General features: G+C 43.4%; 4 protein-coding genes. All 4 read right to left on the bottom strand.

What is annotated here, in order from left to right; all coding sequences use genetic code 11:
* Positions 1-3 precede the first annotated feature (3 nt).
* Positions 4-4008, bottom strand: a complete 4005-nt coding sequence (locus DXB70_RS06455; protein WP_347559608.1) for a YodL domain-containing protein — start codon at positions 4006-4008, stop codon at positions 4-6.
* Positions 4009-4136: 128 nt separating this feature from the next.
* Positions 4137-5165, bottom strand: a complete 1029-nt coding sequence (locus DXB70_RS06450; protein ID WP_002596362.1) for a PDDEXK nuclease domain-containing protein — start codon at positions 5163-5165, stop codon at positions 4137-4139.
* Positions 5166-5331: 166 nt separating this feature from the next.
* Positions 5332-12813: a DUF3849 domain-containing protein gene (locus DXB70_RS06445; RefSeq protein ID WP_243099916.1), complete on the bottom strand. Its 7482-nt coding sequence runs from the start codon at positions 12811-12813 to the stop codon at positions 5332-5334.
* Entirely contained in the window at positions 12741-13091 is a 351-nt protein-coding gene (locus tag DXB70_RS14365; protein ID WP_227143085.1) for a TnpV protein, read from the bottom strand. Before DXB70_RS14365 ends, DXB70_RS06445 begins: the two co-directional genes overlap by 73 nt.
* Positions 13092-13463 lie beyond the last annotated feature (372 nt).

The raw sequence follows: 13463 nt of genomic DNA, 5'->3' as shown, positions 1-13463 counted from the left end.
CACTTACATCTCCCTATGACTTTTCTTTTCATTTTCCTGAACATCATGTTCTTTCGATTTCCCTTCTACCTGTGCCTTTTTCTCTGCAAGACGAACTTTTAAGGAAACCCTTGCTGGAGGCTTCTCCTCCATTCTCTTATTTTTTTCCCTTTGGGCTTTCTCCCCAACACCATTATTCAGCACATTATCAATCATATTATAATTCTGTTCTTCTGCCTCCTCAATCTTGGCAAGCGGCTTATACTCTGTCAGTTTTTCCAGAAGCTCCGTTGCTCGTTTTATTTCCTCTGGTACAGCTCCCTCCGAAATAATGTCTGCAAGCCACGTTGTTAAATGTCCGGTATCGCCCTGTTTTATGGATTCTGCAAGCTCTGATACATTCTCGGTCATATTTCTTGTACTATCGTGATACAGTACAGTATCATAATCGTAGGAAAGTCGGTCAAGTTCTACTGCAAGCTGTTCCTCCTGTGGCAAGTCCGGCATACGCAGTTCCCACACTCTTGCTTCCATTTCTTCACTCATCACGCCATCTATCTCCATATCGGGCAATTTAGCCACCAGTTCCGTAATGACTTCCATTGCCTGCGGATTGTTTTTAATATCAGGAACATAGTCCAAAACCCCAAGGTCAATCCTCTTTCCAGATAAAACATCAATCTCGTAATCCTCGTAGGGTTCCGCCCCTCTCCCTAGGATATTGATTCCGATTGCCGGAATACCATTCATCCGCTCTGAAGGTATCTGCTTCCAGATTGCTATAGCTTCATCCACCGTAGGAATATTCTCATAACACTCACCAAGATTATGAAATTCTCCACATTCCGAAACAGTTAAAGTTACTTCTGCGCTCTCCTTTTCCTGCTCTCTTACCTGTCTGACGCCCTCCAAATATTCTTCCACCTGTGGCAGATAGGATTCCAGCGTACCTGTGCGTTGGGCTGTAATTGGATTGATGTCAACTTTTACTTCTCCGATATGAAGTCCATCCTCATTAAAGGCATTAAATAAATCGTCCTCCCGTTCCGCTGTGGAAAGTTCCACCACCACATCAAGGTCAGAACCTTCATGCTCTAATCCCCTGCATCTGCTTCCTGTTACAGCAACATCCACGATTGTTGCATTAATATCATACTCTTCAATCTTCGCCTGCACATGGCATTTCACAGTTTCCTCGATTTCTTCCGGATTCATTTCACTAATATCGTGGAATAATTCCCCGGTCTTTGCCTTAAAATCTGCCACCACACTGCTTGGTGTACTCTCCGGAATAATACGATTTGCTTCCTCTGCTTTTTCCATCAGTCCATCATAATCCATCGGTATCAGTTCATCTTCTCTTTGGATATTTCCTTTTGCACCATTGTAATCCGGCTGTGACTTCAAATCCTCTAAAATATCATGCAAGGCTTCCCTTATCGTCACATCAGGATTATCATAAATTCCTCCGTCAATCTCCTTATAATCAGCTCCCATAATGGAATAATCATAACCGCCATCCACTTCCTGAATGCTGATAAAACGGTCTGCAATAGAAAATGCCAGTTCTGTTTCCTGTTCACTTTCCAAAGTTTTTTTCATTTCCGCAAGCACCTGTTCTGTTTCATCGCCAAGATCAATGATTTCATCTCCATCTATTTCCGGTTCTGTCTTTTGGACATTGTGTCCAGAAGTGTCCTGCATTTCTTCCTTTTCCGGTGTCTGCTCCCGTAAAAAATCCGGTATTTCCGTATATCCAAAAGAATCCACAAAATGAGCCGTATTCTGTCCGTTCTGATGAAGCACCACTATATCGCTGACAGATAGCGAATGTCCTCTGAAATCTTCTGGGTGGTCAAGGTTGAATTTTTCAAAGATTGCCTCTAAAGTTGCCCCCTGCGTCTCTTTTTGCAGTTCAGATAATTCGCCCACATATAAAAGTGTATAATTCTCTGGTTTAATTGCATCAAAATTATCTTTTGTAATGCCCATACGCTTTAAGGATTCCGTCCCCTCAAAACGTAAGGAATCTAATTCCAGATTAGGCTTTAATTGATAAATTCCATATTTATCAGTACTAGCATATAGGAGCTGCTCTTTTCTTGCCATTTCAGGTGTAATAACAGATCCGTCCTCATAGTTAATAGATTCCACCCATGTGATACCTAATTCTTTTTCTATTTCAAATTCCAAATCAGTTCCATAAAAAGCATTATGAATTTCTGCCACATCAGTATCTGAAATAGGCTCTGAGGTCTTGAATACCGCAGTTCTATCCCCACCCATTTCTTCTATATCGACAGCCACAACTGGATACGGGTATGTATATTCTCGCTCCTGTTCGTCCATTAAGATAAGTGTAATCTTAGTCTGCTGTTTCAATGCTTTATTCCATGTTTCCTTTTCAACCCCAAAGATACCTTCATGCTCTTCTATACGCTCCCTGCTTTCTGCCAATGATTCCGTACCGTCAGTATGAAGCAAATATACATGCAAATCATGTTCAAATAATTCCAATGCTTTCTCTTGTGTTAATGGCAGCATTTCATTCCATTGATAGCCATATTCCCTCATTTCCGACAAACCAATCATCGGATCAGGCAGGGCATCAATCTCCGCCTTTGCATCAATTATGGTCAATGCCACATCCTGTTGGACATACTGCTCCCTATATGCCAGTTTCTCTGCAAGTTCCCTTGTTTTATTCATATCATCAAGTTTATAGGCATAATTTACAATCAGATTTCGCTCCTCAGACGTGAAAATATTTTTTTCTGCCTCCAACTGATTGATAAGTTGTTCTGCCTGCCCCATGACAGATAAATTGGTATCAATGGGTTGTTCCACTCTTTCCTTTACATCAATAAGCTCGTCTGTATCCATGTTATAGCGGACATCAATATGATATTCCTCCGCTTCTTCCGTCTGCTCGTCAGCAAGTTCGGTAGTCCATGCTCCTTTGCTTTCAAGATAAGATGATATATTCGATTTATCCTCTTCATTCATGGTAGAAAGAGCGGATATAAGTTCTGCACTGTCCATTCCACGGACACTGACAAGATTGTATTCTGAAAAATCCTCGTTATGTACCAGCAGAATGCTTTCCTTTCCATGTTCCTGCTCCATCTCCCGGTTAAGCTGAAGCTCCTGCATTGCCCCCTCAATGCCTGTAATCAGTTCTGAAGCTGTCTTTCGGATTGTATCAAGGGAAGATTTCAGCTCTTTCATATTCCTACCGCTGCTCCAGCCTGCGATATATCCAAAGGAATAATCGGATGTATCTATACCGAAATGCTGGCACACTGTAAAAGCCACACTCTCCGCTTCCACTTCCTTTGTATTCCTGTCCTTTACCGGAATATCCATGCTCTGATTAACTTCTTTATCATGCAGCATGGAATGAGCCACCTCATGCACCATTGTTTTCAAAGTCTGGCTTTCGCTCATATTTTCCTGAACAGCAATCCGTTTTTCTGCTGTACTGAAATACCCTTTGGAATCGCCGGGAATATCTTCAAATGCAATCGGAACAGGAGAAATATTCATAAGCGCCTGGACAAAATCCTCATATCCCTCCACCGTAGATAACAGCTCATTCACTTCCAGTTCCGGAATAGGCTTGCCATCCGTCTGCGATACATCAAAAACAGATACCGCACGAAAGGCAGGAATGGTAACCTCTGTTTCCTCTTTCTGCGGCATACCGTTTTCATCAAACATCATTTCTCCCGTTACAGGGTCTAACTTATCACGTTCCTCTTTGATTTTATAAGGAGCTGGTGCAAGAATACGGATTGCCTTTTCTCCTTTATTGACGTGCCGCTCAAAGTTCTTCTGCCACGCCTGATAGCCTGCCACCAGCGTAGCTTCCGGCTTCTGCATGGCAATCAGCAGCGTATTGTTAAAACTGTAATTATGAAATTTTGACATGGTGCTGAGATAGCTTTTATATTTTTCACTTTCAAAAAGCTCTTTCAAGCCAGCTTCCAGCTTATCCGTGATCTCTTTGACTTTTTGTTTTTCACTCATGTAAACTGTATTTTTATCTGCCATAATTCGATTATCCTTTCTTTTTTCCACGCAAAAAAGACAACCATCTCTGATTGTCTTTTTCGATATGCCTATTCAATTTGCATCTTTTTTAGATTGCTTTTTTATTACTCTTCTTTCTTTTCTGTATCCTTCTCTAAAATATTGTTCACTAATTTTTGGAGTTCATTGCGATTTGGCAGATACAATTCATATTTTGAAACAAATAAATTGCTGTCCATACCGTAAGTTGCATATTCTACAAGCAGTTCATCTTTGTTATGACTCAGGATAATGCCAATCGGTGGGTTATCATCTGCCATATTTTCTTCTTTTGCGAAATACCCCATATACATATTCATCTGACCGATGTCTATATGCTGGACGGAATTTTTCTTTAAATCAATCAGCACAAAGCATTTCAAAATTCTGTGGTAAAATACCAAGTCCACATGGTAATGAATATTGTTTACAGTTAAGGGATACTGCCTGCCCACAAAGGTAAATCCTTTTCCTAATTCCAACAAGAATTTTTGGAGATTATCTATTATTTTCTGCTCCAAGTCTTCCTCACTATAACGCTCTTTCTCCGGAAGTCCCAAAAATTCTAATGTGTAAGTATCCTTGATAACATCCTCTGGCTTGTCATAAGTAATTCCCTCTCTGGCAAGTGCCAGAATTCCTTCTTTATCTCTGCTTGTAGCTAATCTAAGAAACAAAGCGGAATCCATCTGTCGCCTGAGTGTTCTTACATCCCACTTTTCCTTATAACATTCTTTTTCGTAAAAACTTCTTTCTAATTCATCATCAATCTTTATCAGCTCACAAATATGCGACCATGTCAATTTGTCAGACACCGTCTGACAATTCTCATAACAAAGATAAAACTTCCGCATATTGTTGAGGTTTGGGCGGCTGTATCCTCGTCCCAATCGCAAAGTTAATTGATGCGAGAGTGTTGTTAATAATTTTGAACCGTATGCTGCTTTAACATTTCCATCCTGCTCAAACTCAACAATATATTTTCCGATTTTCCAATACGTCTCTGTAATTACACTGTTTACTTTTTCAGCTATCTCTTTTTTGGCATTTGAAACTGCTGTTTCAATCTCATCCACCAATGGCTGAAGCATATTTGTCTGCTCTAAATCATTCATAATATATCCTTTCCGAATTTGTCAGACAGTGTCTGACAAATTCAATTTCCATTTTTATGTATTACGTTGTCTCCATTTCTCTTTAGCTTTTTCCAAATCGCTCTATCACTATATTTCCCTTGAACTAATATTATATTTCATATTTGCATAAAAAGAAATATAATAATTACAAATACTCCTCCTTCCCCTTATCTCTTTGCACGGAATTTTCTATATTATTCCCCGCAGCCTTTACTTTCATAGTCTCAAGCTTTTCTTTCAAGGATACCCTCTGTGCCGGCTTATCCGCCATCGCTGCTGTGAGCCTCATTCCCTGCGGATTTCCATTCTCCACAGCATAATTATGTCGGGTATTTTCTATGGGATACGGTTTTCTGGTATCTGCCACCTGCTCAGTACCCAGTTCCGATTTATCATCTTCCATACCTATTCCGTCATCTCCCTTTTCGTCCATATTGAGCAGGGCATTTAAGGCAGAAAGGCGGTCTAACTTCTCTGAAAGCTCTGCTTCCTGTGCAAATGGCTTTGTAACCTCTACCTTCGCTGTTTCAAGCTGACGCTCCACATTCTCCAGCTTTGTGGATGCTTCTGCCAGTTCCTTTGTCATGGCTTCCAACGCATGGTTGATACGGGAAATGTTACCCAGCGGGTCAACACCAATCTCCAGATTATGACTGAGCTGTCCTTTGATGTTCATAACGAATTTATGGTTAAAGGAATCAAAGGACACCGCCATTTTAAAGCCTGCATACTCTCCAATGACTGCCGGAGCATTAACGCTCTTGATTTCTTTGCACATCTCCACAAGTGCAGTTCCAGCTTCTTTTTTATCCGTATAGACCTTATTCCCGACCCTCATAGAGAAAAACTCCTTATCTGCTGGGAGATTGGTTTTTGCAGTCTGAATATCTGCCTGCAAGCCACTGATACGCTCCTTCAGAATGGTTATCTGCTGTGGATAATGCTTTGCAATGTTGTCCTCCAGACGGTATTTCTGACTGGTGTGGTTGGCTTTCATCAGTTTCAGCTTGCTGACCTGAATATCCAAATCCATCTTTTCTTTTATATAGGGATTCCCCGTTGCCAGAGCCTTAACCTCTGCATAAGAAAGTGCTGCTTCGTCCACATCCTCACAACTTCGCACCGGAGATTTGCTTGTCATAATCTGACCGATAAATTTCTGCTTATTCTCGATAAGCTGCCATGAGTAGCTGTCAAATGTTCCCTCTGTCACATACCGGAAAATCTTAACCTTTGGATTCCTGTTGCCCTGCCGCAAAATACGCCCCTCCTGCTGTTCAATATCAGACGGACGCCACGGTACATCGAGGTGGTGCAGAGCAATCAGTCTGTCCTGCACGTTTGTCCCGGCTCCCATTTTTGCAGTAGAACCCAATAAAAAACGAACCTGTCCGCTTCTTACCTTACTGAACAGCTCCGCTTTCCTAAGCTCCGTATTTGCCTGATGTATAAAGGCGATTTCTTCTGCGGGAACACCTTTTTCCATCAGTTTATTTCTTATATCCTCATAGACATTAAATGTACCATCTCCTTTCGGTGTCGATAAATCACAGAAAATAAGCTGTGCTGATTTCTCCCCTTTGGTATCTTCCCAAATCTCAAATGCCTTATCCACACAGGTTTTTGCTTTGGAATGTTCCTCATCGGGGAGCATATCGTTGATCAGACGCTGGTCGAGTGCCAGTTTTCTTCCATCGTTGGTAATCTTGAGCATATTATCCTGATGCGGCTCTACCAGTCTGTTACGCACTGCCTCCGCCCGATCTGCCAGCGATGTTACCATCTCTTTCTGATATTCGCTGGGTTTCAGCACCACGTTCTCATATTCTGCTTCCGGCACAGGCAGCTTTAACATATCCGGTGTCTGGATATCCGCACTCTCCTTGAAAAGTGCAATCAGCTCCGGCAGATTGAAGAATTTTGCAAATCTTGTCTTTGCCCGGTATCCTGTTCCCTCCGGTGCCAGCTCAATGGCGGTCTGTGTTTCTCCAAAAGAAGCTGCCCAACTGTCAAAATGCCCTAATCCCATCTTCTGAAGCGTACCATACTGAAGATACCGCATATTGGTGTAAAGCTCCGTCATACTGTTGCTGATCGGCGTACCCGTAGCAAACGTAATGCCCTTTCCGCCAGTCAGCTCATCAAGGTACTGGCACTTAGCAAACATATCGGAGGACTTCTGTGCTTCCGTCTGTGCAATGCCCGCCACATTCCGCATTTTCGTGTATAGAAAAAGGTTCTTATAATTGTGACTTTCATCTACAAACAGCCTGTCCACACCTAACTGCTCAAAGGTTACAACATTATCTTTCCGGGAAGTATCGTTGAGTTTTTCCAGTCTTGTCATAAGGGATTTTCTGGACTTTTCCATCTGCTTAATGGTGTAACGCTCCCCGTTATCTGCTTTCGCCTGCTCTATGGCAAGCTCAATCTCATCAATCTGTCTTTCGATAATGCCTATCTGTCTTTCCTGCGACAACGGGATTTTTTCAAACTGGCTATGCCCGATAATGACAGCATCATAATCTCCGGTGGCGATTCTGGAACAGAATTTCTTCCGGTTGGCTGGCTCAAAATCTTTCTTCGTTGCCGCTAAAATATTTGCTCCGGGATATAACCGCAAAAAGTCACTCGCCCACTGTTCCGTCAAATGATTGGGAACAACGAACAGGCTCTTTTGGCATAACCCTAACCGCTTGCTTTCCATTGCTGCAGCAATCATTTCAAAAGTCTTTCCTGCTCCCACACAATGAGCAAGCAGGGTATTGTCCCCGTAAAGCTGGTGTGCCACCGCATTTAACTGGTGCGGTCTAAGGTCGATGTCCGGTGTCATGCCAGGGAATTTCAAATGGGAACCGTCATATTCTCTTGGTCTGGTAGAATTAAAGAGCTTGTTATATTTCGCCACCAAGTCCTGTCTACGTTCCTGATCTTCAAATACCCAGTTCTTAAAGGCTTCCCGGACTGCCTCCTGTTTCTGACTGGCAATCATGGTTTCCTTTTTATTCAGGACTCTCGTTTCCTTTCCGTCCTCTATCACGGTATCGTACACCCGGCTGTCCTTTAAATTCAGAGAATCCTCTAAAATCTGATAAGCATTTCTCCGGTTTGTACCATAAGTCATATTTACAAGACTGTTTCCGTAATCCGCACTTTTTCCTTTTACATTCCACTGTCCTGTCACATCGGAATACTGAATCCCCATTGTATTCCGGTTGAAGAGATGCTGCGGTGTTTCAAAAACATCACGCATGAAATCTTCAATATATTTCGGTTCAACCCATGTGGCACCGATACGCACCTCAATCTCGCTGGCATCCAGTTCTGTGGGCTGCACCTGTGTAAGTGCCTGCACATTTATGTTGTATTCCGGGTGGTTTTCGGCGTAAATCTTCGCTGTTTGCAACTTATCCCGGACATTGCCGCTTAAATACTCGTCCGCTGCTTCCCACCTGTCTGTGACCGGATTCTGAAAGATAATGCCCGTCAGTTCTTCTTTGATTGTATCAATCTCTTTTCCGGTCAGCTCCGCCATATAAGAAAGGTCAACTTTTGCTTTTTCTGATAAAGATACTGCCAGAGCTTCCGTTGCTGTATCCACGCTTGTAACCACTTCCGCTTTCTTAATGGTACGTTTCGTGAACATATCCGCTTTGCCTTTGAAATTTCCCTCGTCATCCAGCTTTTCCAGAGAACATAACAGACAATAGCTGCTGTCCTGATTAAAGGCTCTTTTGTTGGTCTGGGAATTGATTAAACCGTATTTTCTGCTGAACGTATCATAAAGGGTATTCAATTCTTTCTGCTTTTCCTTAATCACAGTATCCGGATATTCTTCCAACTGCAAATTGATAAGCTCTTGCGTACAGTTTCGGATTCCTACCATGCCTTTTATGCGTTCCTGCATGGATTCTGACATATCCACAGGCTTCATAATGGAATTTTCACGGTAATATACCTTATCTTCCACCAGTGTGTAGCTGTAATTCTTTACGTCCGGGTCTGCCGGAATGGTGGCATCTGCCAGCTCATTCGCAAGCTCGTCCGTCTCCACTGCTTCGATTTCCCCGTCAATCCGGCTGACCGCATCCATTAACTGCTCTGCAAACAGTCTTGTAGCATCCGGTTGGCAGGTGCTTTCCATGCCATAGGGACCGCTGACCATTTCCATCTTCCCAACAATCATTTCCGGGTGTTCCGCAAAGTAGGTATTCATGGCGATACCGTTTGCATCTTCTGATAAATGTACCCAATCCGGTTCTATGTCCATCACACGGTCACGCTTCTTAAAAAACAAAATATCCGAAGTGACTTCTGTCCCTGCATTTTCCTTAAATGCTGTATTCGGAAGTCTGACCGCCCCCATAAGCTCCGCTCGCTGAGCCAGATACTTTCTGACCTCCGGACTTTTTTTATCCATTGTTCCCTTACTGGTAACAAAAGCAACCACACCGCCGGGACGGACTTTATCTAATGTCTTTGCAAAGAAATAATCATGAATCAGGAAATTATTTTTATCATATTGTTTATCCGCTACCTTATACTGTCCGAATGGCACGTTGCCGACTGCTACATCAAAAAAATCATTCGGATAGTCTGTTTTTTCAAAACCGGATATTTTAATATCCGCTTTCGGATAGAGCTGTCTTGCAATCCTGCCCGTAATACCATCCAGCTCCACACCATAAAGTCGGCTTTCCTGCATCTTCTCCGGCAGCATTCCGAAGAAATTTCCGATACCCATTGCAGGCTCTAATACATTCCCCTTTTCAAATCCCATACGGTTTAATGTATCATAAATACTGCGGATAATGGCAGGACTGGTATAGTGGGCATTTAAGGTGCTTTCCCTTGCAGAAGCGTACTCCTGCGACGATAACAATTCCTTTAACTGCTGATATTCTCCCGCCCATGCAGATTTGCTTTCATCAAAGGCATCGGCAAGCCCGCCCCAGCCAACATACTGTGATAAAATCTGCTGTTCCGACCGTGTGGCGATACGGTTCTCGCTCTCCACCTTTTCCAAAGTACGGATTGCTTCTATATTTCGTCGGAATTTCTCTTTCGCACTGCCTGCTCCTAACGCATCGTCTGTAATGTGGAAATTGACCGCATTGGATTTATCAATCTTTGGTGCAGGCTGCTTCACAGGCTTTTCTATGGCAGGTTCTTCCACTGACTTTTGGACATCGTGTCCAGAAGTGTCCGGTTCCATGCTTTGCAGATAGTGTTCCGCTTCCTCTTTTGTTTCAAAGGTGGGAATTGTACCGTCCTCTTTTATATAATAATCTTCCCTGCCATGATCCCATACTGCAAAATCCTGTCCCGGCTCAAAGGCATCGCTGGTTTCCTCAACTGAGAATCGTGATTCTGTTTCCGCTACATCTTCCGTTCCTTCAATGCGTGAAAATACCTCCGCTTCGTGTCGGTCTATATCTTCCATTGCAATGAGATTCAAATAATCGTTTTCAATTTCTTCCCTGCTCGGTTTGTAATCATATTCAAAATGGACATTTTCGTTTATGAGTACGTAAAAGAACGCATTGTCCTGCATGGAATTTCCAAGCACATAGTTATTTTCTTCCGACTTCCATTCATCAATCTTTAAACACAACTGCCCGTCAATGGTAATCTGCTGTGCCGCAATCTCCTTTTCCTGCTCCATATACCGTCTTGTCTGATTGATAAATCCATTTAAGACCGCCGGATGGGAAGAAACAATCAAATCACGGTTCTCATACTTGGCATACGGTTCTATTTCTTTTGCCCATGCCTTATTGTCGGGAGAAAATCTGCCATCGTGCGTCAGGTGCATGACAGTATTGGCAAGTACATAGCTGACACGCTCGCTACCATATTTTCGGATTACTTCATCCGGTGTATCTTTCGGCAGACGATACCCGTCAAATTTTTCCGAAATCGTCCGTTCAATGGCTTCTTTACAGGCAACCTTCGTTTTCCGTTCTATTACCGCCTGTGCTTTTTCCAGCGCTTTCTGTGCTTCTTCCTCTTTGTACCGGGCATAGGCTTCTTTCCCTGCCGGAGATAAATACTTATCTTCCGCCACCAGCTTTCGGATACGCTTTTCGACTACTTTCCAAGACAGCAGCACTTTCGCATAAGGTTCGCAGATATTTCCCTTTTTTAATTCAATCCCTTTAAAGTTGTGGTCTTGCCAGCTATGGTCTGCTCCGGCAAGTGCATGAGAGCCGCCTCCAATGCCATATTCTTTTTTCAGAAATTCCGCTGCTTCTTTGCTGTCATGCTTTTCCTGAAAATAATCATAGATGCGGAAAGAACCATGTGAATATCCACTTCCCCTGCCAAGATTATGGTCTATCTCGTCCTGAGTAATAAAATCCTCCCTTTTTATTTCCACATGGTCTGCGGTTGGAAAGATTTGTTTTTCTATCAGCAGATTGTCAAGTTCCTCCCGCAGCTCCTCTTTTGGCATAACTGAACGGAAACGTAGCTTTTTCTCTCCGGTTTCAAGCTGATGAAGTGCCTGATCCATGTGGGAAGCCACAAGCTCAACTCCTTCTTTTGTAGAAAGGTATTCTATCATTCTTGCATGAGCCTCCGGATAATTTCCTGCTTTTAGCCCAAGCTCCTCCGGCAGTTCTCCCATGCCATCCCGGAAAAAGAAAAAGAGATGCCCTGCAATCCGGTCACGTTCTGCTTCGTCAGTCAGATAAGCTTCATTTGCTCCCATATAGGTACCGTTTACTACCTGTGAGCGGATTTTTGCTTCCACCTCCTGCCAGTTCATCTGAAGCACCGGACGCTCTGTCGATGTGCCATATCCGACACGCATCCCATCCTCATTGAACCATACCGCTAACTGCTTTCCGTCAAATTCAAAGCCCTTTCCGGTTGTTCCATACTCTTTCTGTAAGAAAGCAGCCATCTCCTCCGGTGTCTTTCCCTGCTGATATTTGGTGTAGATACGCTTTCTGCTGTTATCCCTGCCTCCGCCGCTCCGCAGAATATCCGCTATCTGCTCCGGCGGTATCTTTGTTTCTGACCGTATCGGTGTCACTGTTTCCGCCTGTTTCATGGCAAGATTGCCAGCCTGCTCCGTAAACATGGAAAATAAGTCAAGCTGCTGGTACATTCCCGCTGTTTCAATCCGCTCTGCGGTTTCTCCTGGAAGAAGATATACTCCGTCCTCCATATAGGAATTGACAAGAAAACGTGCTTCCTCCCATGACAGCCTGCTTTCCGCTTCACGGGTCAGATAATTGCCTTTCCATAAGGTAATACCGTCCTCATCGGCACGGTAGCCGCCCCGCATTTCCCCGATATTGAACTCGGTGTATTCTTCCATGCGGAACGAATTTCTCAGATAATCCGCCTGAATCTTTGCATCCTGCTCTATCTGAAAATACCCAGCTATTTCCGGTCTTTTATGCTTCAGGAACTCATCACTGCATAAAATACCACGCTGTAAGTCCTCCCCCTGCTCTGTTTCAGACAGCTTCGGAAAAAAAGAACCGGATAATGAATGTTCTCCACTATCCGGTTCTGGTATTTCTTCTTCCTGTATGTCATTTTCTAACTGTAAATCAGTTCCGTCAGCACGATCTCCTCCGCTGAATGTCTGATGTTGTTCATCTTCGCTACCCACTTCATCTGATCGGCTGCTTTCAGTTCCTCGTTCACTCCCTCTGCTTTCGCCATCTGTTCGCTCAGGGCTTCCATTCTCTGCTCTGCCTGCTCCTGTATCTCCAGACAGTGTGCTTTCAGCTCGCCCGCCAGTATCATGCCCTGATAAATCCCTTTCCGGTGTTCCTGTAAGAAGTTCTTCCGCATCATACCGTACTTCGTCAGCGTTCCCTCCGGTTCCTCGTTCGCTGTCAGGTTCGGAATCAGATAATCCCCGTTCTTTTCGTATGTCAGTTTCATGTGCCGCATCCTCCTTTTTGCTCTGTATTTCTATCTCCTGATTGTTTTGTAGCTCCTTTTCACTTTCACGCTTTAAAGCATTATAGTCTGTATCTGCTTCATTTGCAAGCACTTTCTCCGTATTTTCCAAAGAAGTTTGTGTGCGTCCTGCATTAGCTTTTTCATGTGCCTTCCTGCGGGCAATCTGGCGGTCATACGCTCCTATGGTTCTGCCTATCTCCATTAAAAGCGGCTTGCACATATCTGTGGTGGCTGTACCAACAACAGACAGGGTTTTCATCGTATTAAAGTCGCTGATATATTCAAATCCCTGCTCGTCTTTCCACAGTTCCATATCTGCACCGCATCGTGACAGTATGGTGTAAGCAATAC

The organism is Clostridium sp. OM05-5BH, from assembly GCF_003481505.1.
Lineage (GTDB): Bacteria > Bacillota > Clostridia > Lachnospirales > Lachnospiraceae > Otoolea > Otoolea fessa.
Note: the sequence above shows the minus strand (reverse complement) of the source record. Positions and strands in the feature narration are given on the sequence as shown.

Excerpts from the sequence above, each read along its gene's own strand:
- DXB70_RS06455 (WP_347559608.1), bottom strand. The coding sequence starts at position 4,008 with ATGAGTGAAAAACAAAAAGTCAAAGAGATCACGGATAAGCTGGAAGCT.
- DXB70_RS06450 (WP_002596362.1), bottom strand. The coding sequence starts at position 5,165 with ATGAATGATTTAGAGCAGACAAATATGCTTCAGCCATTGGTGGATGAG.
- DXB70_RS14365 (WP_227143085.1), bottom strand. The coding sequence starts at position 13,091 with ATGAAACTGACATACGAAAAGAACGGGGATTATCTGATTCCGAACCTG.